Here is a 22,674-nt window from a genome sequence, read left to right on the forward strand (position 1 = left end):
CATGGAAACTGTAGCGAAAAAAACAAAACGTTCAGTATTAAAGCGTGAACAACGCGATGCCCGGAAAGAGACCGCTAAGACCGGACCTTCTGTGGCAAAATTGAAAAATGTGCCGACCTCTCCGCGCAAAATGCGCCTGGTGGCTGACTTGATCCGCGGTGTACGTGTGAACAAGGCACTGAACATTCTGAAATATGAGCCCAAAATCGGTGCAGGCAAGCTTGAAAAGCTGCTGTTGTCCGCTATCTCTAGCTGGGAAGCGAAACACACCGATGTGAAGCTGGAAGAAGCCGACCTGTACGTAAAAGACATTTTCGTAGACGGCGGCCGTATTCTGAAAAGACTGCGCCCTGCACCGCAAGGCCGTGCGCACCGCATCAGAAAGCGTTCGAACCACGTAACACTAATCGTGGATAGCTTCAAAAAAGAAGGCTCAGAAGTGGCAACAACTGACAAAGAAACTAAGGAATAATGGGACAGAAGATTAATCCAATAGGCCTGCGCTTAGGCATCGTACGTGGCTGGGATAGTGCCTGGTACGGTGGCAAGACCTTCGCTGATAAACTGGTTGAAGATCAGAAGATCAGAGAGTATGTTCAGGCTCGTATTCCCAAAGGCGGTATCGCCAAGGTTGTCATTGAACGCACGCTGAAACGCATTACGTTGACCATTCACACGGCTCGTCCCGGTGTTGTAATTGGTAAAGGCGGTGGCGAAGTAGATAAGATCAAAGAAGAGCTGAAGAAGATCACGAACAAAGATGTTCAGATCAATATCTACGAAATCAAGCGTCCTGAATTGGATGCGAAATTGGTAGGTGAGTCTATCGGCCAGCAGATCGAAGCCCGTATCTCTTACAAGCGTGCGATGAAGCAAGCGATTGCCTCGGCGATGCGTGTAGGTGCAGAAGGCATCAAAATTAAAACTTCAGGTCGTCTGGCCGGTGCCGATATGGCGCGGACAGAACAATATAAAGAAGGTCGGATCCCCCTGCATACGCTGCGTGCGGATATTGACTATGCTCTTTCTGAAGCACAGACTGTATACGGCAAGATCGGTATCAAGGTATGGATCTTCAAAGGTGAGGTTTACGGCAAGCGTGACCTGTCACCGAACGTAGGTCTGGCCAGCAATTCAGGCGGTGAGCAGCGCGGTGACAACCGTGGTGGTGGCCGTGGTGATCGCAACGAACGCGGTGGTAACCGTGGTGGTGGTGATCGTCGTGGAGGCGGAGGAGGAGATCGTCGTGGCGGTGGTCGCGATAGCGGTGGTGGACGTCCCGGCGGTGGTAATCGCGGTGGTGGACCCAGAAGAAACGGTTAATTAACATTACGAACGTATAAAGTCAGGCAATCATGTTACAGCCTAAACGAACGAAATTTAGAAAGATGCAGAAGGGTCGCGTGAAAGGTATCGCGACGCGTGGTCACTCCATCGCCTTCGGATCTTTCGCACTGAAATCGCTGGAAGGCGGCTGGATTACAGCTCGTCAGCTTGAAGCGGCCCGTATCGCTGTGACCCGCGCCATGAAGCGTGAAGGTCAGGTGTGGATCCGGATCTTCCCCGACAAACCGATTACCCGCAAGCCTGCTGAAGTGCGGATGGGTAAAGGTAAAGGTGCCCCGGAATATTGGGTAGCCGTCGTGAAGCCTGGCACAATCCTGTTCGAAGCAGGTGGTGTGAATCTGGCCACTGCCAAAGAAGCCCTGAAACTGGCTGAAGGCAAGCTGCCGTTCAAAACTAAGTTTACGGTTCGACCTGACTACGTAGAATAAGCCATGAAAGCAACTGAAATTAAAGGACTGAGCGTAGCCGAGCTGAAAGAAAAGATCGGCTCCGAAAAGGAAGCGCTGCGTAAAATGCAATTTGCGCATCAGATCTCGTCGGTAGAAAATCCGATGAAACTGAAGGAGACCCGCAAGCTGATCGCCCGCCTCAACACCGAGCTGACAGTGAAGCAGAACGCAACGAAATAATAACATCAACCAATAACGACATAACGTTATGGAACTTAACGAAGAGCGTAACGAACGCAAAGAAAGGATCGGTAAAGTGACTAGCAACAAGATGCAGAAAACCATCACCGTTGCAGTTGACCGTAAAGTAAAGCACCCGATCTACGGTAAATTCGTGAACCGGACTACCAAGTTCAAGGCGCACGACGAAGAAAACACCGCAGGTATCGGCGATACCGTACGCATCATGGAGACTCGTCCCCTGAGCAAGGATAAGCGCTGGAGACTGGTGGAAGTCATCGAGAAGGCAAAATAAGGTTTTCTGTCCGTGGTGTTGGCTTGCTATCGCAGGCTGATGATATCGCGGAGAGTATAATCTGAACAGCTCTGAGGCTTATTAAGAGAAACTGAATAGAAGATAAAAAATTATGATACGCACCGAATCCAGACTTACTGTAGCTGACAATAGCGGAGCCAAAGAAGTGCTTTGTATGCACGTACTGGGCGGCACAGGAAGACGTTACGCTTCCGTTGGCGACAAGATTGTCGTGACTGTAAAGTCTGCCATGCCCAGCAGCCAGGTGAAGAAAGGTACTGTCACCAAAGCGGTTGTTGTACGGACCACGAAAGAAGTGAGAAGAAAGGACGGATCATACATCCGTTTCGAAGATAATGCTGCCGTGTTGCTGAACAACCAGGACGAGCCCCGTGGAACCCGTATTTTCGGTCCCGTGGCGCGTGAGCTTCGCGAAAAGCAATTCATGAAGATTGTTTCACTGGCACCTGAAGTTATTTAAGCCATGGAAAAGACAAACACACAAAAAGTAAAGCTGCACATCCGCAAGGGTGACCGCGTGCGTGTTATCGCCGGCGACGACAAAGGCAAAGAAGGTACGGTACTCGAGATTTTGACCTCGAAAAACCGCGCCACCGTTGAAGGCGTCAATATTGTGACGAAGCACACGAAGCCGTCTGCAGGCAAGCCTGAAGGCGGAATCAACAAGACTGAGGCATCTATCCACATCAGTAACCTGCAACTCATTGACGGCTCGGGTAAGCTTACCCGCACAGGCCGCAAGGTGAACGAGAAGGGTAAACTGCAGAGATATTCTAAGAAAACCGGAGATTTTATAACGAATGGCAACTCCTAGATTAAAAGACAAATACTCGAAAGAGATTGTCCCTGCGCTTAAGCAGAAGTTCGAATATACGTCGATCATGCAGGTTCCGAAGATCGAGAAGATCTGCATCAACAAAGGTATGGGCGTAGCCGTAACCGATAAGAAGCTGATCGACGCGGCGCTGGAAGAAATCAGCACGATCACCGGCCAAAAGGCTGTATCGACCAAGTCGAAGAAAGCGATCTCGAATTTTAAGCTCCGTGAAAACATGCCGATCGGTGTGCGTGTAACGCTGCGCGGCGACAAAATGTACGAGTTCATGGATCGCCTGATGAGCATCGCCCTGCCCCGTGTACGGGACTTCCGCGGTGTGAACAACAAAGGTTTTGATGGTCGTGGCAACTACACCCTGGGTGTAAAAGAGCAGATTATCTTTCCGGAGATCGCAATCGACAAGGTTAACAAAATCAGCGGTATGGACATTACGTTCGTAACCTCTGCCCAAACAGACGAAGAGAGCTTTGAGCTGCTGAAAGCATTCGGTATGCCCTTTGCCACTAAAAACTAATAACGAGCATGGCTAAATTATCAGTAATAGCAAGACAGACCAAGCGCGAGAAGCTGGTTGCTACTTATGCTGCAAAGCGTAAGGCCCTGAAAGAGGCTGGCGACTACGCCGCCCTGGACAAACTGCCCCGGAATGCATCACCGGTTCGTCTTCACAACCGCTGCAAACTGACCGGTCGTCCGAAGGGTTATATCGGCAAATTTGGTATTTGTCGTAACGTTTTCCGCGAAATGGCGTCTGCCGGTAAAATACCTGGCGTAACAAAGGCTAGCTGGTAAGCGCCTGCGTCTCAACATATTGGTTGCTGAGTATCTTGGTCTCCTATAGGAGAAACCTGGTAACAGTTTGGATAATATAAATTGTTATATATCTTTGCAGCCCGGTTTGAAAAAACACGGGCTTGCTTTTTAATTAAAAGGACGAAAATAAAATGACTGATCCGATAGCAGATTACTTAACCCGGTTGCGGAACGCCATTAAGGCCAACCACCGTGTAGTGGAGATCCCTGCATCCAACCTCAAAAAAGAAATCACAAAGGTTCTTTTTGACAAGGGTTATATCCTGAACTACAAGTTCGAAGATGTGGCCAACCGCCAGGGCAACATTAAAATTGCCCTCAAGTACAACCCGGAAACCCGGCAATCCGCGATTACCAAGTTGGAGCGTATTAGCTCTCCTGGTTTGCGTGACTACCGCGGCGCGGATGCGCTGCCCCGTGTACTCAACGGCTTGGGTGTGGCGATCCTGTCTACTTCGAAAGGAGTGATTACAGACAAGGAAGCTCGCAACCTGAACGTAGGTGGTGAAGTACTGTGTTTCGTCTACTAATAAAGGAAAAGAGCAATGTCACGTATAGGAAATAAACCCGTTTCAATTCCCTCTGGCGTAACGTTCAACTTTGCTAACCACAAAGTAAGCGTGAAAGGCCCGAAGGGTGAACTTCACCAGGCTGTGGATCCTGATTTTATCATCAAGCAGGAAAACGGCGAAGTGACTGTTCAGCGTCCTACCGAGCAGAAACGTCACAAGGCCATGCACGGTCTGTACCGCGCATTGATTGCCAACATGGTAGAAGGTGTATCGAAAGGCTACCGTCATCAGCTCGAGCTGGTGGGTGTAGGTTACAAAGCCGCTGCCCAGTCAAACGTACTGGAGCTTAGCTTAGGTTACTCTCACAACGTGTTCCTGGCAGTGCCCTCAGAAGTGAAAGTAACGACCCAGCAGGAGAAAGGTCAAAACCCGACCATCATCCTGGAAGGCATCGACAAACAGCTGATGGGTCAAGTAGCAGCCAAAATCAAATCGCTTCGTAAAGTTGAGCCTTACAAAGGTAAAGGTGTTCGCTTCACTGGTGAGTTTGTACGCAGAAAAGCTGGTAAAGCTGCTTCTAAATAAAATTAAGTAGACACTAAAGCATCATAGAGCATAGAAAGCTATGGCAGGCAAGAATAGAGAAAGACGTGCGAGAATCAAGGCGGGTGTTCGCAAGAAATTGAGTGGCACCACCGAGAGACCGCGATTATCCGTGTTCAGAAGCAACCGTGGTCTGTATGTACAGATCATCGACGACCTGAAAGGGGTAACCCTGGTAGCTGCTTCAACCAGCGAATTGGGCGAGAAGACGGCGTTGAACATCGAGAGCTCGAAGAGCGTTGGAAAGAAGATCGCCGAAAAGGCAATCTCTAACGGGATCCAGACTATCGTGTTTGACCGCAACGGATATTTGTATCACGGAAATATTAAGGCTTTGGCAGAAGGTGCCAGAGAAGGTGGTTTAAAATTCTAAGAACTGAAATATGTCAGTAAGCAATATTAGCACAGTAAAAGCCAGCGAAATCGACCTGAAGGAGCGTGTTGTAGCCATTGAGCGTGTTGCGAAAGTGGTGAAAGGCGGTCGCCGGTTCAGCTTCGCAGCGATCGTAGTAGTAGGAGATGGTAACGGTGTAGTAGGTTACGGACTTGGTAAGGCCAACGAAGTAACAGATGCTATCACTAAAGGCATCGACGACGCGAAAAAGCACCTGGTGAAAGTGCCGATCATTAAAGGCACTGTGCCGCACGAATCAATCGGCAAATTTGGTGGTGGATTCGTACTGCTGAAGCCTGCTTCGCCCGGTACAGGTGTAATCGCCGGTGGTGCGATGCGTGCTGTGCTCGAGAGTGCCGGTGTTCACAACGTATTGGCTAAGTCTAAAGGCTCGTCTAACCCGCACAACGTGGTGAAGGCTACTTTCAAAGCCCTTACGACTATGCGTGATGCGTACACTGTCGCTAAGAACAGAGGTGTTTCATTGTCCAAAGTATTTAACGGCTAAGCGTCATGGCAAAAGTACAGATCATTCAGACCCGTAGCATGATTAAAAGACCCGAGACGCAGCAACGCACGATGGTGGCGTTGGGCCTGGGCAGAATCAACAAGTCAGTAGAAGTGGAGCTCACTCCTCAGATCGCTGGCATGGTTCGCAAAGTGAATCATTTGATCACCGTAAAAGAGCTGTAAGATGAAGCTGCATACACTGAAACCTGCAGAAGGTTCAACAAAGACAAATAAACGACTTGGTCGTGGTCAGGGTTCTGGCGGTAGCACTGCCGGCCGTGGTCATAAAGGTGCCCAGTCTCGTTCTGGCTACGCGAAGAAGTCAGGTTTTGAAGGTGGTCAGATGCCCCTCCAGCGTCGTGTTCCTAAATTCGGTTTTAAGAACAACAACAAAGAATATTTCAAAGCCATTAACCTCGACGTACTGGAAGGCGTTGCAGCAAAAGCCAGCACTGGCGCTTTGACACTGCAAGTGCTTATCGAGAACGGTCTCATAGGTAAGAATGACAAGGTGAAAGTATTGGGCAGGGGTGAATTGAAGGCCAAGGTAACTGTGGAAGCTCACGCTTTCTCTACATCGGCAACACAAGCTATTGAAAAGGCCGGCGGTACAGCCACAACGGTGAAATAATGAAACGTTTCATTCAGACCATACGAAACATCTTCTCCATCGAAGACCTGAGAGTCAGGATCCTGAACACCATTGGGTTCCTCGTTATCTTCAGACTCGGGTCGTATATTGTTCTTCCGGGTATCAACCCCAATCTGTTGGACCGCGAGGCCAATAGCAGCGGGATTCTCGGATATCTGAACAACTTCCTGGGAGGTGCCTTCAGCAACGCGTCGATTTTCGCGCTGGGCATCATGCCCTATATTTCGGCTTCGATTATTGTACAGCTCCTTACATTTGCTGTGCCGTATTTCCAGAAGCTGCAAAAAGAAGGTGAATCTGGTCGGAAACGACTCAATCAGCTAACCCGTGTGTTGACGATCTTTATTACGGTCTTCCAGGGTTACAGCTATCTCAAAGGCACCATCGACCCGGCTGTGATTATCGCGCCCGGTGTTATGTTCTACGTTACGTCTCTTGTTCTGATCATCGCGGGTACCATGTTCTGTATGTGGCTCGGCGAGCGTATCACTGACAAAGGCATTGGCAACGGTATCTCGATGCTGATCATGATCGGTATCGTATCGCGTCTGCCCCTGGCCCTGGCCGCGGAACTGACCGATAAATTCCCAGGTAAAGCAATCTTCTTTATCGTAGAATTGTTCGCCTTGTTCGGTATCGTCGTGGCGGTTATCGCCCTGACGCAAGCTACTCGTCGCATTCCGATTCAGTACGCCAAGCAAGTGATTGGCAACAAACTGTACGGCGGCAAGCGTGACTTCATTCCGCTGAAGTTGAACTCAGCAGGCGTTATGCCGATCATCTTTGCACAAGCACTGATGTTCATTCCGGCCCTGGTGGCAGGTCTGTGGAGCGACAGCGACCTCGGCGCATACATTGGTTCGACATTCTCGGATCCGTACTCATGGCAATACAGCCTCGTATTTGCGCTCATGATTCTGATCTTTACATTTTTCTATACGGCAATCACGATCAACTCGAACGATATTGCCGATAACCTGAAACGAAACGGCGGTTTTATCCCGGGTGTTAAGCCTGGTAAACAAACGGCTGATTTTATAGACACCGTGTTATCACGGATCACGTTTCCTGGCGCGTTATTCCTGGCCGCGATTGCAGTACTGCCGGCGTTTGCCGTACGTGCTGGCGTAGGACAGAACTTCGCACAGTTCTTTGGTGGCACGTCGCTATTGATCCTCGTAGGGGTTGTACTGGATACACTCCAACAGATTGAAAGCTACTTGCTGATGAGGCACTACGAAGGCATGATGAAGTCGGGCCGCGTGAAAGGACGTTCTCAATTTGCTGCGGCTTAAAAAGCTGAATGGTTCACTTAAAGACTGAAGAGGACCTCGTCTTAATCCGTGAAAGTGCCCAGATTCTGGGAAAGGCTCACGGAGAGATAGCCAGGCTGATAAAACCTGGTGTGAAGACCTCGATGTTGGATAAGGTAGCTGAAGAGTATATACGCGACCAGGGTGGTGTTCCTTCGTTCAAGAACTACCATGGTTTTCCCGCCTCGCTCTGCATCTCGGTAAACGAGGTTGTCGTGCACGGATTCCCGGGGAACTATGAATTGCGCGAAACGGATGTAATCTCTGTAGATTGCGGCGTATATTACAAAGGTTATCACAGTGACTCGGCCTATACCTATCCCCTCGAAGGGGTCAAGCCGGAGACACTGCTGCTGCTGGAGCGCACGTTGGAGTCCCTCTACAAGGGAATCGGCGAGGCAAAGGCCGGCAACCGGATAGGAGATGTGGCATCGGCCATTCAGACCTACGTAGAAAGCTTCGGATACGGCGTTGTCCGCGAGCTGGTAGGACACGGTGTTGGGAAGAGCCTTCACGAGGACCCGGAAGTGCCAAACTATGGCAAGCGGGGTAAAGGCGTGAAGATTGCTCCAGGGATGGTGTTTGCGATTGAGCCCATGATCAATCTTGGTACCAAAAATGTGGTGCAGGAGCGTGATGGATGGACGATCCGGACGGCCGACAGAAAACCTTCGGCGCATTTCGAACATACGATAGCCGTGCATGAGGACAGAACGGAGATATTGACGACGCACGAATATATAGAAGCAAATTATACCTATAAGTGGCGAAACAAAAGTCAATTGAGCAAGATGGTACTATAAGCGAGGCATTGTCTAACGCAATGTTTCGGGTACAGTTAGAAAATGGGCATGAAGTGTTGGCCCATATATCTGGGAAAATGCGGATGCACTACATCCGGATCTTACCAGGCGACAGAGTACGATTGGAAATGTCACCTTACGATTTGACAAAAGGAAGAATTGTATTCAGATACAAGTAGACTATAGAACGACATGAAAGTTAAAGCATCCATCAAGAAGCGTAGCGCTGACTGCAAGATCATCAGACGTAACGGTAAACTGTATGTGATCAACAAGAAGAATCCACGGTATAAGCAGAGACAAGGCTAATCGTGGTTCGACGGTCGCATAGAAAAGAAAGCATAACAGATAACGATAAATCATACAAATGGCACGTATAGCAGGTGTAGATATTCCTGATAACAAGCGCGGCGAAATTAGCCTTACCTATATTTTTGGTATTGGCCGCCAGTCTGCTCAAAATATCCTTGCCGAAGCCGGGATCAGCCCCGACAAGAAGGTAAAGGAATGGAACGATGAGGAGTCAAACGCAGTTCGTTCGATCATTGCGGAGAAATTCCGCATCGAGGGTGTTCTCAAGTCTGAAATTCAGCTGAACATCAAGCGTCTGATGGACATCGGATGTTATCGTGGACTCCGTCACCGTAAGGGTCTGCCCGTGCGTGGACAAACCACCAAGAACAACGCTCGTACCCGGAAAGGTAAGCGTAAGACGGTGGCGAATAAGAAGAAGGCAACTAAAGGGTAATAGGTAAACTTTTCGATACATGGCAACCGCTGACAAAAGAAAAGATAAAGCAAAAAAGAGAGTTGTAAACGTTGAGGCCGTAGGTCAGGTGCATATCCGCGCTACGTTCAACAACGTGATCATCTCCGTAACCAATACGACCGGCCAGGTTATCTCCTGGGCATCTGCTGGTAAAATGGGCTTCAAAGGCTCGAAGAAGAACACTCCGTACGCTGCTCAGACAGCCGCACAAGACTGCGCTGGCAAAGCATTCGAACTGGGTCTTCGCAAAGTAGAGGTGTTCGTAAAAGGTCCGGGTGCAGGTCGCGAGTCGGCTATCCGTACCATCCAGAACGCCGGTATCGAAGTGATGGCAATCCGCGACGTAACGCCGCTGCCGCACAACGGTTGCCGTCCTCCCAAGAAAAGAAGAGTATAATTTTTCACTAATGATTTAGGCCGACGGGACCCCGGTATATCCGGACACTGTCGGCCCAAGTTTAAATCTATCTATACAGAATGGCACGATATACTGGCCCCAAAGTAAGAATCTCCCGTCGTTACAACGAGCCCATCCTTGGCGACAACAAAGCGCTTTCAAAGAAAAACTATCCTGCTGGTCAGCACGGCCGTGGCAAGAAACGTAAGCAATCGGAATATGCTACCCAGCTGGCCGAAAAGCAAAAAGCGAAATACACCTACGGTCTGCTGGAAAGACAGTTTGCGAAACTGTTTGACACAGCGACTCGTAAAAAAGGTGTTACGGGTGCCATCCTGCTGCAACTCCTCGAGGGTCGCCTGGACAACACTGTATACCGCTTAGGCATTGCCCCGACGCGTCGTGCGGCTCGTCAGTTGGTATTGCACAAACACATTCTGGTAAACGGCGAAGTGGTGAACATCGCTTCATACGCCCTGAAACCTGGCGACACGATAAGCGTTCGTGAACGTTCCAAGTCATTGGAAGTTGTGACGAACAGCCTTTCGATCGGCGGCGCCAAAAAGTACAACTGGTTGGAGTGGGATAATAGCGAAATGACCGGCAAGCTGATAAACCTGCCGCCACGCGAGGATATTCCCGAAAACATCAACGAGCAATTGATCGTTGAATTGTACTCGAAGTAATACATACAGTTAATCAACTCACTTACACTATGTCAATATTAGCATTTCAAATGCCAGAGAAGGTTGTAATGGAAAAGTCTGATGATTTTCACGGACTCTTCACATTCAAGCCTCTGGAAAAAGGATATGGAGTTACGATTGGCAATGCGCTGAGAAGAATTCTGTTGTCCTCTCTGGAAGGTTATGCCATCACCGGGATCAAAGTTCCTGGCGTATTGCATGAGTTTTCGACCATTGAAGGTGTAGTAGAGGATGTAGCCGAAATCATCTTGAACCTGAAAATGGTTCGTTTCAAGAAGGTTGCTGATAATTTTGACAATAAGATCACTGTAAATATCAAGAAGCAAAAGCAGTTCAAAGCTGGCGACGTAGCCAAGTTTACTTCTGCTTTTGAGATCCTGAACCCGGATCATGTTATCTGCAACCTGGATGAGACTGCGCATTTCGAGATCGAACTGACGATCGAGAAAGGCCGTGGATACCTTCCTGCGGAGGAAAACAAGCCTTCGGAGCAAGTATTCGGTTTCATTCCGATTGACGCCATCTTCACGCCGATCAAGAATGTGAAGTACAGCGTAGAAAACACCCGCGTAGAGCAAAAGACCGACTACGAAAAACTGGTTGTTGATATCGAAACAGATGGTTCCATCCACCCTGAGAAGGCGCTGGAAGGTGCTGCGTACATCCTGATTAAACACTTCGCCCTGTTCTCGGACAAGTCGATGGAGCTCGAGACAGGTAAAGATGCAGAAGTTGAGCAGGTAGACGAAGAGATGCTGCACATGCGCAAGCTGCTCAAGACTCCGCTCCACGACCTCGATCTGTCAGTACGCGCGTACAACTGCTTGAAAGCAGCTGACGTGAAGACGCTGGGCGACCTGGTACAGCTTGAAATTTCGGACATGATGAAGTTCCGGAACTTCGGTAAGAAGTCACTCGCAGAATTGGAACAACTCGTAGCGGAAAAGAACCTTACCTTCGGTATGGATCTGGCTAAGTATAAACTTGAAGAAGACTAAGAACAATGAGACACGGTAGAAAAGTCAACCATTTAGGAAGGACAAAGTCGCACCGCGATGCTATGCTTTCGAACATGGCGTCGTCGCTGATCCTGAACAAGCGGATCACCACGACGGTTGCTAAAGCCAAAGCGCTTAGAAAATACGTAGAGCCCCTGTTGACCAAGGGCAAAGATGATACAACACACTCTCGCAGAACAGTATTCTCTTACCTGCAAAACAAGGAGTCTGTAAAAGCTCTGTTTGGCGAGGTAGCCGGCAAGATCGCTGACCGTCCGGGTGGATATACCCGCATCATCAAGATGGGTGACGTGCGCGTAGGCGACAACGCTGAAATGTGCCTGATCGAGCTTGTAGACTACAACACACTGTACACTAAAGAAGGTGGCGCGAAGAAGGCTAAGACTCGTCGTAGCCGTCGTGCGGGTGGTAAGAAAGAAGGTGCGGAAGCTACTGCCGAAGGTGCAGTGGAAACTGCTGAAGCAGCTGAAAAGCCTGCCAAGAAAACCAGAAAACCTGCCGCTAAAAAGGACAAGGAATAGTGTTTGAGAATCTCATATCAGAAAGGGATTGGACGAAAGTTCAATCCCTTTTTTTTGCCCGTACAGGCTGTCTCAACGGCACGTGGGAGCTGTTTTCCGCCCCCGGAACTTCTACCGCAATTTTGTGTTTTAATCAGGGTTTTAATCAGGATTTCTAACGTATTTTTGTAACCGCAATGCAGAAAAAAGCTTATTTACTTCTCGAAGACGGCCTTTTGATCGAAGGGACCGCCATTGGCAAGACCGGTACAACCGGCGGGGAAATCTGTTTTAATACGGGAATGACCGGCTACCAGGAGATCTATACAGATCCATCCTACTACGGCCAGATCATTGTGAACACCACGGCACACATCGGCAACTACGGTGCGGTAGACTCGGAAGAAGAATCCAACAACCCGCAGATCGCCGGCCTGGTCGTAAACGACTATGCAAAAGAGTTCAGCCGCAAGTCGGCCCAGGAAAGCCTGCAGGCCTACCTGGAGCGCAAAGGCGTGACAGGCATCGCTGATGTGGACACCCGCATGCTGGTGCGTTATATCCGCAGCAAAGGGGCTATGAACGCCCTCATCTCATCGGAGCTTACGCCCGAGCAGATGCGTGCTGAAATCCGCAAAGTGCCCTCGATGGACGGCCTGGAGCTCTCATCCCTCGTAACAACCAAAGAGGCTTATTTTGCGGGCTCACCCGATGCCCCCATCCGCGTAGCGGTGCTTGACCTGGGCATCAAACGCAGCATCGTCGAGAATATGGCGTCGCGCGGTTGTTACTGCAAGGTATTTCCGGCAAAGACCACCTTTGAAGAACTGGCCGCCTTTAAGCCTCATGGATATTTTATCTCCAACGGCCCCGGCGACCCGTCGGCCATGCCGTACGCTGTCGAGACTGTGAAGAAAGCACTGGCGAGCAACAAGCCACTGTTTGGCATCTGCCTCGGACATCAGCTGCTGGCCCTGGCTAGCGGAATCTCCACGTATAAAATGCACCACGGCCACCGCGGTCTGAACCACCCGGTTAAAAACCTGCTGTCGGGTAAGGGCGAAATGACTTCGCAGAACCACGGTTTCGCCGTAAGCGAGAAGGATATCGAAAAGAACCCCAACGTAGAGGTGACACACCTTCACCTGAACGACAATACCATCATGGGTATTCGCCTGAAAGACAAGAAGGCCTTTTCGGTACAGTATCACCCGGAAGCATCGCCGGGCCCCCACGATTCACGCTACCTGTTCGATCAGTTCCTGGAGCTGATTCGCAGCGATGTGAAAGAGCCGGCGGCGGTATAATGGAACAATCCTTAACTATAAATTTTTAAATTACTATGAGCTTAATTGAAAGCATTCATGCCCGGCAGATACTCGATAGCCGCGGTAACCCTACGATTGAAGTTGATGTTGTGACCGAGTCGGGCGCCCATGGCCGCGCGGCAGTTCCCTCTGGCGCTTCTACTGGTACTCACGAAGCGGTTGAACTTCGCGACGGAGACAAAAGCAAATTCTTAGGGAAAGGAGTGCTGAAAGCTGTAGAGAACGTCAACACTACGATCGCTGCCGAACTGGCGGGCTTCAGCATATTTGAGCAAAACCTGCTCGACAAAATCATGATCGAGCTCGACGGCACCTCCAACAAGGGCAAGCTTGGCGCGAACGCCATCCTCGGTGTTTCGCTGGCGATTGCCAAAGCCGGTGCGATGGAAGCAGGTCTGCCGCTGTACCGCTACATTGGTGGCGTAAATGCGAACACCCTGCCCGTACCGATGATGAACATCCTGAACGGTGGCAGCCACGCTGACAATTCAATCGACTTCCAGGAATTCATGGTCATGCCGGTGAAAGCCGACACCTTCTCAGAAGCGCTGCGCATGGGTACGGAAGTATTCCACACGCTGAAGAAAGTACTGCACGACAAAGGCCTGTCAACAAACGTAGGTGACGAAGGTGGTTTTGCCCCTAACATCGCCTCGAACGAAGAAGCGATCGAAATCGTGATAAAGGCTATCGAAAAGGCAGGTTTCAAGCCCGGCGAAGATATCTTCATCGCCATGGATGCTGCCAGCTCGGAATTCTACGACGCGAAGACAGACAAGTATACCTTTAAGAAATCAGATAAGCGCTCGCTTTCATCAGAAGAGATGGTGGACTATTGGGCACAATGGGCTGCGAAATACCCGATCATTTCCATTGAAGACGGCATGGCCGAAGACGACTGGAAAGGTTGGAAAGGCGTAACCGACAAGATCGGTAAGAAAGTACAGCTCGTGGGTGACGACTTGTTCGTAACGAACGTAACCCGTCTGCAAGACGGTATCGACAAAGGTGTAGCGAACTCGATCCTGGTAAAAGTAAACCAGATCGGCTCACTGACGGAGACGATCAACGCAGTAAACCTGGCGAAAAACAACTCATATAAGAGCGTTATGTCGCACCGTTCGGGCGAAACCGAAGACAACACCATCGCCGATCTGGCTGTGGCGCTGAACTGCGGTCAAATCAAAACCGGTTCTGCTTCGCGTTCTGACCGGATGGCGAAATACAACCAACTGATCCGCATCGAAGAGGAACTCGGCGAGGTTGCTTACTTCCCCGGCAAGAAGTTCTAAGGTTTAATACCTGATATATAAAAGCCAGGGCAACATGTCCTGGCTTTTTTCGTTTATTCCGGTAATAGTCCGGAAATTGACAAATCACTTTTTTCGCTATCTTAGTACTACTTTTTAAACTGCTATGTTCAAGAAACTGCCTAAGTCGTTCCGGAACTTTTACTTTTTGACGGCGTTTATCTTCCTGTTATGGATGTTGGCGCTGGACTCTAACAACCTCATCACCCGTTTCCAGATGTCGTCTAAACTACGATCGCTGGAAAATGAAAAAGAGTATTACGTGGAAAAGATTGAGGAAGTACGAAAGGACCACGACGAGCTTTTTGGCGACCGCGAGTCGATCGAGAAGTTTGCCCGCGAAAAGTATCTGATGAAAAAGAAGACGGAAGATATTTTTATCGTAGAAGAACAAGACTAATCGCCTGTATGAAAAAGGTTTTACTTACCCTGGTTGGCCTGACGCTATGTAGCACGCTGGCCCTGGCGCAATGGGGCGACGAAGAGATGGATCAGGACGCAAGCTGGCGCGACCGCGTTTTTACCGGTGGCGGCTTTGGTCTAAGTTTTTCCAATTATTACGACTATGTATCGGTGTCGCCATTGATTGGCTACCGCCTCACGCCGAAACTGGCGGCAGGTATACAAGTGCAATACCGCTATACCAAGTACAAGCAATATTCCTTTAAGTTTTCGACTAACGACTACGGTGTAAGCCCCTTTGTGCGCTATAGCGTGGCAGGTCCTTTTTTCCTGCACGCGGAGTATGAATATCTGAATTATGAGTTTCCCCTTTCGGCCAACGAGAGTGTACGCCGTTCGTACAACAGCTTCCTGGCAGGGGGTGGGTTCTTCCAGCCTCTGGGCCGTTTTGCAGGCTTTTACCTGATGGCCTTGTATAACTTTAGTTATACCGATCCTGATCCGGGAGAGTTCAGCCCGTACGACAGTCCATTGGTCCTGCGCGCGGGAGTCACTGCGGGCTTTTAATCAGGCCAGCACCAGGCCGAAGCGCTCTCCCAGAATCTTCAAGTCTTCGACAACCTTCGGGTTGAGCGGAATTCCTGTCTGCATACGCTGCGCGCTCATCTCACGCTCGGGGTCGCCTGGTATAAGCACACGCTCTTGTCCTTCTATGGGCTTGGCTGCACGGAAGCGTGTGATCCAATTATCCATGTGATGTTTGAAGTCCGCCGCAGGCCGGAATGCGTCTACGCGCATGGCGCCAAAGAAGTGACCAATACCATCGCCCACGGGGTCTGACGGTGGGCTGAGGAATGCCACGAAGGGCGGCACCCAGGGGCCATAGTTAGCACCCGATAACACTGCTGAGAATATATCCACCCATGCACCCAGGCAGTAGCCTTTGTGGCTGCCGTGCTCGCGGTCGCTCCCCAGGGGAATGAGCGCGCCGCCGCTCTTTGCTTCGTTGGGGTCGGTAGAAGGTTTTCCGTCTTTCGTTTGGATCCAGCCGATAGGCGCTTGCTGATTCTTGCGTTGCAGAATTTCCAGCTTGCCGTTGGCGGCCGTGGTGGTCGCAAAGTCCGCCACAAACGGCGGCTGACTGCCGGCCGGTATAGCCACGGCAATGGGGTTGGTACCCAACAGCCGCTCGATGGAAAATGTCGGCGCCACGAGGGGGCTGGCATTTGTCATGGCAATGCCGATCATGTCGTGCTCCAGCGCCATCATGGCGTGGTGGCCGGCAATGCCAAAGTGGTTGGAGTTCTTGACGGCCACCCAGCCGGTACCGGCTACTTTGGCTTTGGCAATGGCGATCTCCATGGCCTTGGGCGCGACGACCAGGCCCAAGCCACTGTCGCCATCCACGACAGCCGTACTGGGTGACTCGTGTACAATGCGTACATCAGGCGTAGCGTTGACCCGTTTGGCTTCCCACAGTCGTACATACCCCGAGAGCCGTGCAATGCCGTGCGAGTCAATGCCGCGCAGGTCGGCATTTAATAATACTTCTGTCGCCAGCGTGGCCTCCGCCGGTGGGCATCCGATCTTGTCGAAAATCTGCAGCGTAAAGTCTTGTAGCTGACGGTAGGTATATACGGGATCTGTCATGGGCCTCAAAGATAGGGCTTTCTTTAATCGAAAAAATAGTTCTAATTTGGGATCTGTTTAGCTTGAGGAGCCAGTTCTTTTGCATGCTATGCGCCTTTTTGCCTTTGGCATAATTCTTATTCTTATCCGCGGCCTGTATGGCTGAACCCCCTTAGACGATTTAATTGTACCCCGATATGATGAAGAAGTATACCTGTGCACTTCTGTTCTTACTTTCCGCCTGTTGGGCCGGTGCCCAGGACCTGGACTCCCTCCTGAATCTCAATGCCTTCACCGAAGAGAGCGACCTGCAAAAGATTCTCAACAAAAACGTAGCGGTGTCGGTGCAAAAGCTTTCCGCCCGCGAGACCCCGGGTATCATCAGCCTGGTCACGGCCGAAGAGATTCAGAACAGCGGCGCCCGCGACCTCACGGATGTGCTGCGCATGATACCCGGCTTTGATGTACTACAGGATTTGCAGTTTGTCATGGGGATAGGCCTGCGCGGGAGCTGGGCCAACGAAGGCAAAGTATTGGTCATGGTCGATGGACAACCCTTCAATGATCTGTTGTATCAGGGCGTGGCTTTAGGCAATCGCTTTCCGGTAGATGCCATCGAGCGTATTGAAATCATCCGCGGCCCGGGCTCTGCCATCTATGGTGGTTCTGCAGAATATGGTGTGATAAACATTCTCACAAAAGCGGCGAACAGCCTCGACGGCGTAGCGGTATATGGCACGGGTGGCTTTCATGCCGACGCCGTGGGACGTACCAACGGTGGCGTTATGGCCGCCAGCAAAAGCGAGAACTTTGCATGGGACCTGTCAGCCTTCGCAGGCCAGGGCATCGTCAGCGACGCCACACAATACGCCGACGCCATCCAACAATACGAGGCGTCGGATCTGGCCAGCTCCACCAAAGCCGATCCACTCAACCTGAACCTGGGCCTACGCTATAAGAAGCTCGCCTTCCGTACGATGTACGATCAGTTCGAAACATCCGACCCGATGGTAGACGTGTCGTTCAAAAACTTCTTTGCCGACCTGCGTTACGAGTGGGCGCTTACGAATAAATTGACGCTCACCCCCCAGGTAAAATACTACAACCAGGTGCCGTGGACATATGGCTCAAAAGGAGAGGCCCCGGACTTTGAAGCCCGCGCCACGCGCCTGCTCACGGAGGTCGACGCCGCCTATGAGCTCTCGCGCAAAGCCAGTGTAAATTTTGGTGCTCTATACTTTCACGACAACGGCGACTATAAAGCCATACTCAATGGCTTCACCGGCTCTCGTGACCTAAGCCTCGACAATGTCGCGTTCTACGCGCAGGGACTTTTCAAACACCGTCTCGCCAATGCTACTGTAGGCTTCCGCTACGAAAAGAATAATCGCTACGGCGCCGCCTTTGTGCCGCGTCTGGCGCTGACGAAGAAGATCGAGAACCTGCACTTCAAAGTATTATATAGCCAGGCCTTCCGCGCGCCATCGCTGCAGAATATAAACATTGCCAGGACCGGCAAGATCAAGCCCGAGAAATCAGATGTATTTGAATTGGAATTAGGCTATCAATTCACGCCGGAGATGTTGCTGGCACTGAATGCCTTTAGCATTACCACCCGCCGTGTCATGATCTACGGCTCCGAAGGTGCAGACGATACGTTCCAGGAGTGGTATGAGAATGCCACCAAGAGTGGCAGCCAGGGATTGGAGTTGGTCTATAGCATTCGCCGCAAGATGTGGTATGCCAGTCTGACTTACTCCTACAGCCAGGCCATCAGCGGTAACACCGTAGACGTATACGAAGTGCCGCAGACCGACAAACAGTATGCCGGCTTCCCGGCACACAAAGTAACGTTGAGCACCAACATCAGCGTCACATCCCACGTCACCATCAATCCCACGTTCATCTATGCGGGCAGGCGGTATGCCTACACCACGTTGGATGAAGACGAAAACCCCGCCAGCACCGAGCTCGATCCCTACCTGCTTGCCAACGTCTTCTTAAACTATCGCGACTTGCTGCCGGGCCTCACGGCCGGCATCGGTGCATACGATGTGTTCAACGAGCGCCCGGCCATTGCGCAAGCCTACAACGGCGGGTATGCGCCTATCCCCGGTCGTAGCCGGGAATATATTGTCAAGCTTGCCTACCAGATCAACTTTAAGAAGTAAGACCCATGCGGACCCTCAAACTATATATTGTATTGGCCCTTAGCCTGGCCGCCGTATCGGCCAGGGCCCAGACTACCAACTACCAGGTATACGCACTTTTTGTTATGAACATCGCCAAATACTCGTCGTGGCCCAGCCCCGACGGCGAGCTACGCATTACGGTATTTGGTAAGTCAAAAGCGTATGACGAGCTGCTCAAACAAAATGGGAAGAACGCCAATGGCCACCTGGTAAAAGTTACGCAAGTAGAGAACGTAGCCGACATCGGCCAGCCGCACGTGCTATACCTGGCCGACGGCAAAAGCAGCAGTCTGGATGAGATCATCAAAGCCACGCAAGGCAAACCGATTATGATCATTGCGGAGCGTGAAGGATTGTATAAAAAAGGCGCCGGCTTTAGTTTTGTCGTTATGGACAACAGCACGCTGCGCTTCGATGTCAATAACACCGACTTAGAGAAGCGATCCATCAAAGTGTCCAAGAGCCTTTCGGGCCTGGCCAACACGATGATCTAATATAAAAAAGGAGAGACGCTGCCTGCTTATTGCAGGCGAATGAGATAGCTCTTCGGCCAAAGCTTGCCTGTAATGAGCAGCGCCCTGGACCTTGCGTCGTAGGCAATGCCGTTCAGTACATTGGCTTCCGGGTACATCACACGAATCTGCTCGCCGATGGCTGACAGATCGATGCGCCCTACCACTTTACCCGTAGCCGGGTCGATCTTCAAGATCCAGTTGGTGTTCCATACGTTGGCGAAGACATAGCCATCGATGTACTCCAATTCATTGAGGTCCTTTACGCGGCTGCCACCGTCCATGACGGTAACGGAGCGTACAATCTTCAGTGTCGCAGTATCCAGGAAGTGCAGTTTATAGCCGCTGCCATCGCTCATGATAAGGTTCTTGCCATCGTGGGTAAGTCCCCAACCTTGTATGTCATACGAAAATTCCCGGAGCTTCTTGTATGTGCGCGCGTCGTAGACAAAGCCTGTCTTTTCTTCCCAGGTAAGCTGGTAAATCTTGTTGTTCAACACCGTAATACCCTCACCAAAATACTGACCGGGCAGCGTTACTTTTTTGTCGTGCTCACCCGAGCTGGCGTTCACTTCGGCAATCCACGAGCGGTTGGGCTGACCGGTGCTTTCCAGAATCTTATTCTGGTAGATCACCAGGCCTTGCGTCCAGGCCTCGGTATTGTGCGGAAGTGTATTGATGAGCGTGTAATGAATGTCCATGGGATTGGACGAAGTTTCCTCTTCCGAAGTTTGTTTCTTGGTACACGACAAAAGGACCAGGGGGAGTAGAACCGGGAGTATGAAAGGAAAGCGCTTGCTCATGGGGTGCCTGTAGGAGTTGTTGTTTGGTTCCGAAATGAAGTAAAATTATTACTAATCGGCAACTGGCAGATATGCCACCCGCGGTCGGTGACGCTTTATTGGTTACCCGCCGTTCGATTCGAGGATTTCGATCTCGGTACGGCGGTTGATGGCGCGTCCCTCTTCTTCGTCGTCGTTACTTACAATGGGCTTTTCAGCGCCAAAGCCTTTCGCCGATACACGTGTAGCAGCAATACCGTGCTGGACCAGGTAGTCTACCACCGACGTAGCTCGTTTCAGGGAAAGAACCTTGTTGTTGGCGGCGTTACCGGTGTTGTCGGTGTGACCGTTGATCTGTACTACCAGGTGTGGACTCGACGTCAGCAGCTCGCGGATCTTCTCGACTTCGGTTACTGACTCGGTCCTCAGCTCTGACTTGCCCACGTCAAAGAACACGTTCTTCAGGACGGCAATAGAACCTACCTCAGCCTTCACCATAATGATGTGCGTGTCGATCTCCTGGAATTCGGCAAACGCCGGCAGGTTAAAGTTGATGGAGTTAAAGAGATAGCCACTGCGTTCGGTCGATACACCGTAGTTACCACCGTGCGGAATGGTCAGCTCGAATTCACCCGTCTCGGCATTCGAATTGATCCGGGTTACAACTTTACCCGTTTCGTTGTTAACCAGGGAGATCACCGCGCCCAGTGGCTTTGCTGTCGTCTCGTCAATGACCTTACCTTTCAGAATCGTTACAACCTTTGCTTCCTTGCTTTGCTGAATGCTGGGGTCAATATATTCTTCAACCTTCGGCGGCTCGGCGACTGCCACGACGGGGGCGGGCTCCACCGGCTTTGGTTCTTCTTTCTTAGGCTCTTCAACAACCACGGGCGGGGGAGGTGTTTCAACCTTCGGTGTTTCGACGACCACCGGGATCTCTACCGGCGGTGGTGTTACCAGGACGGGTTCTGTAACTTTAGGTTGTTCCACTACCGGTGCGACCACGGGCTCTGTGACCTTGGGTTGCTCCACTACCGGCTGTGCCACGGGTTGTACCTGCGGTTCGTTACTCGCCAGCAGAACAGGCTTCTCTTCCTTCGGCGGCAGGAACGTTACTTTATAAATGTCGGCACTGCCCAAACCATCAGCACGCAGGGTAGAGTAGTAGCCCGTCTTCTTATCGGCGGAAATGGAAAAGAACCCGTCGTACTCAATGGAGTTTACGGGATAGCCCAGGTTGATGGGACGTGTCCACTTGCCATTTTTTAATTCGGTCATGAAGATATCGTTGCTGCCCATGCTGGGGTGTCCGTCAGACGAGAAGTACAACGTCACGCCGTCGGGGTGAATGTAGGGGGAATCCTCGCTACCCGATGTATTAATGGTAGGCCCCAGGTTAACAGCTTTGCCCCATTGGCCCTTTGAGTCAAGCTCGCTCACCCAGATGTCAAGCTCGCCACGGCCACCGGGACGGTTGCTGGCAAAGAATAGCTTTTTACCATCGGCCGAGATGCAGGCCGATGTCTCCCAAAACATCGGCGTATTTATATTCTTGTTCAGCGGCGCGGGCTTCGACCAGTCACCATTCTCGCGCGTAGACATGAGAATGTCGCCTGCACCTTCTTCGTAATATAACAACAGCGTATTGCCGTCGGCTGACAGCGACGCTGCCGCGTCGTTAAACTTGATGTTGATGTTGGGACTGATCTTTTTGGGTGGCCCCCAGTTCTCACCCACCTTTGGAGAGATATAAATATCTTCGAAGTTGGTACCGCTCTTGATCTTATAGTCGTCGTCCGAACGGTTGGACGTAAAGATCATGGTGTTACCATCGCCCGTCACCAGCGGAGAGTATTCGTGGAAGGCAGAGTTTACTTCACCGCCCGCGTTTTCGATCAGCGCGTTTATAGGTTTGCGCGTGAGCGAGTCACCAATCTCACATTCAAAGATCTTTTCCGTCGTGAGCTCCGCCAGTTTCTTATTCTTGCGGCGAAACTCCTCATAGTGCTCGCGCGCCTTGGCGTATTTGTGGTCGTTTTGATACGCCATACCCAGGTAATAGTCTATGTCAGGGTCGACTGTGGGCTTAGCCTGGTAGGCCTTTTCCAGGTATGCTGCGGCGCGAGATTTCTTCTCAGTAAAGAGGTAGCTATATCCGATCTTGTAGTTCAGGTCAGGGTCGTCGGTGTTGCCCAGGGAGAGATAGGCGTCCAGGGCATTGACATAGTCCTTTTTATTAAAATAACGATCACCCTTTTCCATAGCGGACTGGCACATGCCGGACACGGTCAGGCAGCACAGAAGGGTTAGCGTTATGAGTAGCTTATCCATGGTGATGGATAGTGTTTTAAAGGCGAAAAAATCTCGTAAATATACTGAGAAATAGGCGTTTAATAG

At 50.8% G+C, this 22,674-nt stretch carries 33 protein-coding genes; 30 read left to right on the forward strand and 3 right to left on the reverse strand.

Features of this window, described 5'->3' with window-relative positions; genetic code table 11:
* Position 1 precedes the first annotated feature (1 nt).
* The 28 genes from rplV to K7P01_RS17250 all read left to right on the forward strand — a co-directional run bounded on the left by rplV (position 2) and on the right by K7P01_RS17250 (position 15,729).
* The gene (rplV, locus tag K7P01_RS17115) at positions 2-472 is read left to right on the forward strand and encodes a 50S ribosomal protein L22 (RefSeq protein ID WP_267295208.1); all 471 of its coding nucleotides are present in this window, start codon (positions 2-4) and stop codon (positions 470-472) included.
* Positions 472-1,323: a 30S ribosomal protein S3 gene (gene rpsC / locus K7P01_RS17120; protein WP_267295210.1), complete on the forward strand. Its 852-nt coding sequence runs from the start codon at positions 472-474 to the stop codon at positions 1,321-1,323. Before rplV ends, rpsC begins: the two co-directional genes overlap by 1 nt.
* Positions 1,324-1,355: 32 nt before the next feature.
* Positions 1,356-1,775 carry a 50S ribosomal protein L16 gene (gene rplP / locus K7P01_RS17125; RefSeq protein ID WP_267295212.1) on the forward strand — a complete coding sequence of 140 codons (420 nt, stop codon included), beginning with the start codon at positions 1,356-1,358 and terminating at the stop codon, positions 1,773-1,775.
* Positions 1,776-1,778: 3 nt separating this feature from the next.
* The gene (rpmC, locus tag K7P01_RS17130; protein WP_267295214.1) at positions 1,779-1,976 is read left to right on the forward strand and encodes a 50S ribosomal protein L29; all 198 of its coding nucleotides are present in this window, start codon (positions 1,779-1,781) and stop codon (positions 1,974-1,976) included.
* Positions 1,977-2,004: 28 nt separating this feature from the next.
* Complete coding sequence (gene rpsQ, locus K7P01_RS17135) at positions 2,005-2,271, forward strand: 30S ribosomal protein S17 (protein ID WP_267295216.1); 267 nt, start codon at positions 2,005-2,007, stop codon at positions 2,269-2,271.
* A 112-nt stretch (positions 2,272-2,383) separates the two neighbouring features.
* Entirely contained in the window at positions 2,384-2,752 is a 369-nt protein-coding gene (gene rplN, locus K7P01_RS17140) for a 50S ribosomal protein L14 (RefSeq protein ID WP_254084534.1), read from the forward strand.
* Positions 2,753-2,755: 3 nt separating this feature from the next.
* A complete protein-coding gene (gene rplX, locus K7P01_RS17145; RefSeq protein ID WP_267295219.1) occupies positions 2,756-3,106 on the forward strand; it encodes a 50S ribosomal protein L24 in 351 nt (116 codons plus the stop codon).
* On the forward strand, positions 3,093-3,644 hold the full coding sequence (gene rplE, locus K7P01_RS17150; RefSeq protein ID WP_267295221.1) for a 50S ribosomal protein L5: 552 nt from the start codon (positions 3,093-3,095) through the stop codon (positions 3,642-3,644). Before rplX ends, rplE begins: the two co-directional genes overlap by 14 nt.
* A gap of 8 nt (positions 3,645-3,652) precedes the next feature.
* Complete coding sequence (rpsN, locus tag K7P01_RS17155) at positions 3,653-3,922, forward strand: 30S ribosomal protein S14 (protein WP_254084531.1); 270 nt, start codon at positions 3,653-3,655, stop codon at positions 3,920-3,922.
* Positions 3,923-4,074: 152 nt separating this feature from the next.
* Positions 4,075-4,473, forward strand: coding sequence for a 30S ribosomal protein S8 (gene rpsH / locus K7P01_RS17160; protein ID WP_254084530.1), 399 nt, complete (start codon positions 4,075-4,077; stop codon positions 4,471-4,473).
* A 15-nt stretch (positions 4,474-4,488) separates the two neighbouring features.
* Entirely contained in the window at positions 4,489-5,040 is a 552-nt protein-coding gene (rplF, locus tag K7P01_RS17165) for a 50S ribosomal protein L6 (protein ID WP_254084529.1), read from the forward strand.
* A gap of 40 nt (positions 5,041-5,080) precedes the next feature.
* Positions 5,081-5,431 carry a 50S ribosomal protein L18 gene (gene rplR / locus K7P01_RS17170; RefSeq protein WP_267295225.1) on the forward strand — a complete coding sequence of 117 codons (351 nt, stop codon included), beginning with the start codon at positions 5,081-5,083 and terminating at the stop codon, positions 5,429-5,431.
* 10 nt (positions 5,432-5,441) lie between these two features.
* The gene (rpsE, locus tag K7P01_RS17175; protein ID WP_254084527.1) at positions 5,442-5,960 is read left to right on the forward strand and encodes a 30S ribosomal protein S5; all 519 of its coding nucleotides are present in this window, start codon (positions 5,442-5,444) and stop codon (positions 5,958-5,960) included.
* A gap of 5 nt (positions 5,961-5,965) precedes the next feature.
* Positions 5,966-6,145: a 50S ribosomal protein L30 gene (gene rpmD, locus K7P01_RS17180; RefSeq protein ID WP_254084526.1), complete on the forward strand. Its 180-nt coding sequence runs from the start codon at positions 5,966-5,968 to the stop codon at positions 6,143-6,145.
* Between the two features lies 1 nt (position 6,146).
* Positions 6,147-6,593, forward strand: coding sequence for a 50S ribosomal protein L15 (gene rplO / locus K7P01_RS17185; RefSeq protein ID WP_267295227.1), 447 nt, complete (start codon positions 6,147-6,149; stop codon positions 6,591-6,593).
* Entirely contained in the window at positions 6,593-7,909 is a 1,317-nt protein-coding gene (secY, locus tag K7P01_RS17190; protein ID WP_267295229.1) for a preprotein translocase subunit SecY, read from the forward strand. Before rplO ends, secY begins: the two co-directional genes overlap by 1 nt.
* 8 nt (positions 7,910-7,917) lie before the next feature.
* Complete coding sequence (gene map, locus K7P01_RS17195; protein ID WP_267295231.1) at positions 7,918-8,730, forward strand: type I methionyl aminopeptidase; 813 nt, start codon at positions 7,918-7,920, stop codon at positions 8,728-8,730.
* A complete protein-coding gene (infA, locus tag K7P01_RS17200; protein ID WP_073141607.1) occupies positions 8,691-8,909 on the forward strand; it encodes a translation initiation factor IF-1 in 219 nt (72 codons plus the stop codon). The genes map and infA overlap by 40 nt, the downstream gene beginning before the upstream one ends.
* A 13-nt stretch (positions 8,910-8,922) precedes the next feature.
* A complete protein-coding gene (gene rpmJ / locus K7P01_RS17205; RefSeq protein WP_254084522.1) occupies positions 8,923-9,039 on the forward strand; it encodes a 50S ribosomal protein L36 in 117 nt (38 codons plus the stop codon).
* A 58-nt stretch (positions 9,040-9,097) separates the two neighbouring features.
* A complete protein-coding gene (gene rpsM, locus K7P01_RS17210) occupies positions 9,098-9,478 on the forward strand; it encodes a 30S ribosomal protein S13 (protein WP_254084521.1) in 381 nt (126 codons plus the stop codon).
* Positions 9,479-9,497: 19 nt separating this feature from the next.
* The gene (gene rpsK, locus K7P01_RS17215) at positions 9,498-9,896 is read left to right on the forward strand and encodes a 30S ribosomal protein S11 (protein WP_254084520.1); all 399 of its coding nucleotides are present in this window, start codon (positions 9,498-9,500) and stop codon (positions 9,894-9,896) included.
* A gap of 80 nt (positions 9,897-9,976) precedes the next feature.
* Positions 9,977-10,582 carry a 30S ribosomal protein S4 gene (gene rpsD / locus K7P01_RS17220; protein WP_267295237.1) on the forward strand — a complete coding sequence of 202 codons (606 nt, stop codon included), beginning with the start codon at positions 9,977-9,979 and terminating at the stop codon, positions 10,580-10,582.
* A gap of 29 nt (positions 10,583-10,611) precedes the next feature.
* Complete coding sequence (locus tag K7P01_RS17225) at positions 10,612-11,601, forward strand: DNA-directed RNA polymerase subunit alpha (RefSeq protein ID WP_254084518.1); 990 nt, start codon at positions 10,612-10,614, stop codon at positions 11,599-11,601.
* 5 nt (positions 11,602-11,606) lie between these two features.
* Complete coding sequence (gene rplQ, locus K7P01_RS17230; RefSeq protein WP_267295239.1) at positions 11,607-12,143, forward strand: 50S ribosomal protein L17; 537 nt, start codon at positions 11,607-11,609, stop codon at positions 12,141-12,143.
* Positions 12,144-12,319: 176 nt separating this feature from the next.
* Positions 12,320-13,429 (forward strand): glutamine-hydrolyzing carbamoyl-phosphate synthase small subunit, encoded by a 1,110-nt coding sequence (carA, locus tag K7P01_RS17235; RefSeq protein WP_267295241.1) that lies wholly within the window; start codon positions 12,320-12,322, stop codon positions 13,427-13,429.
* A gap of 35 nt (positions 13,430-13,464) precedes the next feature.
* Complete coding sequence (gene eno, locus K7P01_RS17240) at positions 13,465-14,742, forward strand: phosphopyruvate hydratase (RefSeq protein WP_267295243.1); 1,278 nt, start codon at positions 13,465-13,467, stop codon at positions 14,740-14,742.
* A gap of 124 nt (positions 14,743-14,866) precedes the next feature.
* Complete coding sequence (locus tag K7P01_RS17245; protein WP_267295245.1) at positions 14,867-15,160, forward strand: FtsB family cell division protein; 294 nt, start codon at positions 14,867-14,869, stop codon at positions 15,158-15,160.
* An 8-nt stretch (positions 15,161-15,168) separates the two neighbouring features.
* Complete coding sequence (locus K7P01_RS17250; RefSeq protein ID WP_267295246.1) at positions 15,169-15,729, forward strand: hypothetical protein; 561 nt, start codon at positions 15,169-15,171, stop codon at positions 15,727-15,729.
* On the opposite strand, the gene K7P01_RS17255 is transcribed toward K7P01_RS17250, so the two are convergent.
* Positions 15,730-16,812 carry an Ldh family oxidoreductase gene (locus K7P01_RS17255; protein WP_267295248.1) on the reverse strand — a complete coding sequence of 361 codons (1,083 nt, stop codon included), beginning with the start codon at positions 16,810-16,812 and terminating at the stop codon, positions 15,730-15,732.
* A gap of 176 nt (positions 16,813-16,988) precedes the next feature.
* Between K7P01_RS17255 and K7P01_RS17260 the strand changes: the two genes are divergently transcribed.
* Together K7P01_RS17260 and K7P01_RS17265 are read left to right on the forward strand one after the other, a co-directional pair.
* A complete protein-coding gene (locus tag K7P01_RS17260) occupies positions 16,989-18,962 on the forward strand; it encodes a TonB-dependent receptor plug domain-containing protein (protein ID WP_317987621.1) in 1,974 nt (657 codons plus the stop codon).
* A 5-nt stretch (positions 18,963-18,967) separates the two neighbouring features.
* Complete coding sequence (locus K7P01_RS17265; protein ID WP_267295249.1) at positions 18,968-19,477, forward strand: YfiR family protein; 510 nt, start codon at positions 18,968-18,970, stop codon at positions 19,475-19,477.
* A 26-nt stretch (positions 19,478-19,503) separates the two neighbouring features.
* Here K7P01_RS17265 and K7P01_RS17270 read toward each other — a convergent pair whose 3' ends face one another.
* Both K7P01_RS17270 and K7P01_RS17275 read right to left on the reverse strand, forming a co-directional pair.
* Positions 19,504-20,298, reverse strand: coding sequence for a glutaminyl-peptide cyclotransferase (locus tag K7P01_RS17270; protein ID WP_267295251.1), 795 nt, complete (start codon positions 20,296-20,298; stop codon positions 19,504-19,506).
* A gap of 102 nt (positions 20,299-20,400) precedes the next feature.
* A complete protein-coding gene (locus K7P01_RS17275) occupies positions 20,401-22,608 on the reverse strand; it encodes an OmpA family protein (protein ID WP_267295253.1) in 2,208 nt (735 codons plus the stop codon).
* Positions 22,609-22,674: the final 66 nt, after the last annotated feature.

The sequence above is a fragment of the Parachryseolinea silvisoli genome, assembly GCF_021190955.1.
GTDB classification, from domain to species: Bacteria; Bacteroidota; Bacteroidia; order Cytophagales; family Cyclobacteriaceae; genus Ohtaekwangia; species Ohtaekwangia silvisoli.

Excerpts from the sequence above, each read along its gene's own strand:
- rpsD (WP_267295237.1), top strand. The coding sequence starts at position 9,977 with ATGGCACGATATACTGGCCCCAAAGTAAGAATCTCCCGTCGTTACAAC.
- map (WP_267295231.1), top strand. The coding sequence starts at position 7,918 with ATGGTTCACTTAAAGACTGAAGAGGACCTCGTCTTAATCCGTGAAAGT.
- rplV (WP_267295208.1), top strand. The coding sequence starts at position 2 with ATGGAAACTGTAGCGAAAAAAACAAAACGTTCAGTATTAAAGCGTGAA.
- rpsM (WP_254084521.1), top strand. The coding sequence starts at position 9,098 with ATGGCACGTATAGCAGGTGTAGATATTCCTGATAACAAGCGCGGCGAA.
- K7P01_RS17265 (WP_267295249.1), top strand. The coding sequence starts at position 18,968 with ATGCGGACCCTCAAACTATATATTGTATTGGCCCTTAGCCTGGCCGCC.
- rplQ (WP_267295239.1), top strand. The coding sequence starts at position 11,607 with ATGAGACACGGTAGAAAAGTCAACCATTTAGGAAGGACAAAGTCGCAC.
- K7P01_RS17250 (WP_267295246.1), top strand. The coding sequence starts at position 15,169 with ATGAAAAAGGTTTTACTTACCCTGGTTGGCCTGACGCTATGTAGCACG.
- rplO (WP_267295227.1), top strand. The coding sequence starts at position 6,147 with ATGAAGCTGCATACACTGAAACCTGCAGAAGGTTCAACAAAGACAAAT.
- K7P01_RS17255 (WP_267295248.1), bottom strand. The coding sequence starts at position 16,812 with ATGACAGATCCCGTATATACCTACCGTCAGCTACAAGACTTTACGCTG.
- K7P01_RS17260 (WP_317987621.1), top strand. The coding sequence starts at position 16,989 with ATGATGAAGAAGTATACCTGTGCACTTCTGTTCTTACTTTCCGCCTGT.
- K7P01_RS17275 (WP_267295253.1), bottom strand. The coding sequence starts at position 22,608 with ATGGATAAGCTACTCATAACGCTAACCCTTCTGTGCTGCCTGACCGTG.
- rplR (WP_267295225.1), top strand. The coding sequence starts at position 5,081 with ATGGCAGGCAAGAATAGAGAAAGACGTGCGAGAATCAAGGCGGGTGTT.
- eno (WP_267295243.1), top strand. The coding sequence starts at position 13,465 with ATGAGCTTAATTGAAAGCATTCATGCCCGGCAGATACTCGATAGCCGC.
- rplF (WP_254084529.1), top strand. The coding sequence starts at position 4,489 with ATGTCACGTATAGGAAATAAACCCGTTTCAATTCCCTCTGGCGTAACG.
- rpsE (WP_254084527.1), top strand. The coding sequence starts at position 5,442 with ATGTCAGTAAGCAATATTAGCACAGTAAAAGCCAGCGAAATCGACCTG.
- rpsC (WP_267295210.1), top strand. The coding sequence starts at position 472 with ATGGGACAGAAGATTAATCCAATAGGCCTGCGCTTAGGCATCGTACGT.
- K7P01_RS17245 (WP_267295245.1), top strand. The coding sequence starts at position 14,867 with ATGTTCAAGAAACTGCCTAAGTCGTTCCGGAACTTTTACTTTTTGACG.
- rpsH (WP_254084530.1), top strand. The coding sequence starts at position 4,075 with ATGACTGATCCGATAGCAGATTACTTAACCCGGTTGCGGAACGCCATT.
- rplP (WP_267295212.1), top strand. The coding sequence starts at position 1,356 with ATGTTACAGCCTAAACGAACGAAATTTAGAAAGATGCAGAAGGGTCGC.
- rpmJ (WP_254084522.1), top strand. The coding sequence starts at position 8,923 with ATGAAAGTTAAAGCATCCATCAAGAAGCGTAGCGCTGACTGCAAGATC.
- carA (WP_267295241.1), top strand. The coding sequence starts at position 12,320 with ATGCAGAAAAAAGCTTATTTACTTCTCGAAGACGGCCTTTTGATCGAA.
- rpsN (WP_254084531.1), top strand. The coding sequence starts at position 3,653 with ATGGCTAAATTATCAGTAATAGCAAGACAGACCAAGCGCGAGAAGCTG.
- rplE (WP_267295221.1), top strand. The coding sequence starts at position 3,093 with ATGGCAACTCCTAGATTAAAAGACAAATACTCGAAAGAGATTGTCCCT.
- K7P01_RS17225 (WP_254084518.1), top strand. The coding sequence starts at position 10,612 with ATGTCAATATTAGCATTTCAAATGCCAGAGAAGGTTGTAATGGAAAAG.
- rplX (WP_267295219.1), top strand. The coding sequence starts at position 2,756 with ATGGAAAAGACAAACACACAAAAAGTAAAGCTGCACATCCGCAAGGGT.
- rpsK (WP_254084520.1), top strand. The coding sequence starts at position 9,498 with ATGGCAACCGCTGACAAAAGAAAAGATAAAGCAAAAAAGAGAGTTGTA.
- rplN (WP_254084534.1), top strand. The coding sequence starts at position 2,384 with ATGATACGCACCGAATCCAGACTTACTGTAGCTGACAATAGCGGAGCC.
- rpmD (WP_254084526.1), top strand. The coding sequence starts at position 5,966 with ATGGCAAAAGTACAGATCATTCAGACCCGTAGCATGATTAAAAGACCC.
- rpmC (WP_267295214.1), top strand. The coding sequence starts at position 1,779 with ATGAAAGCAACTGAAATTAAAGGACTGAGCGTAGCCGAGCTGAAAGAA.
- rpsQ (WP_267295216.1), top strand. The coding sequence starts at position 2,005 with ATGGAACTTAACGAAGAGCGTAACGAACGCAAAGAAAGGATCGGTAAA.
- secY (WP_267295229.1), top strand. The coding sequence starts at position 6,593 with ATGAAACGTTTCATTCAGACCATACGAAACATCTTCTCCATCGAAGAC.
- K7P01_RS17270 (WP_267295251.1), bottom strand. The coding sequence starts at position 20,298 with ATGAGCAAGCGCTTTCCTTTCATACTCCCGGTTCTACTCCCCCTGGTC.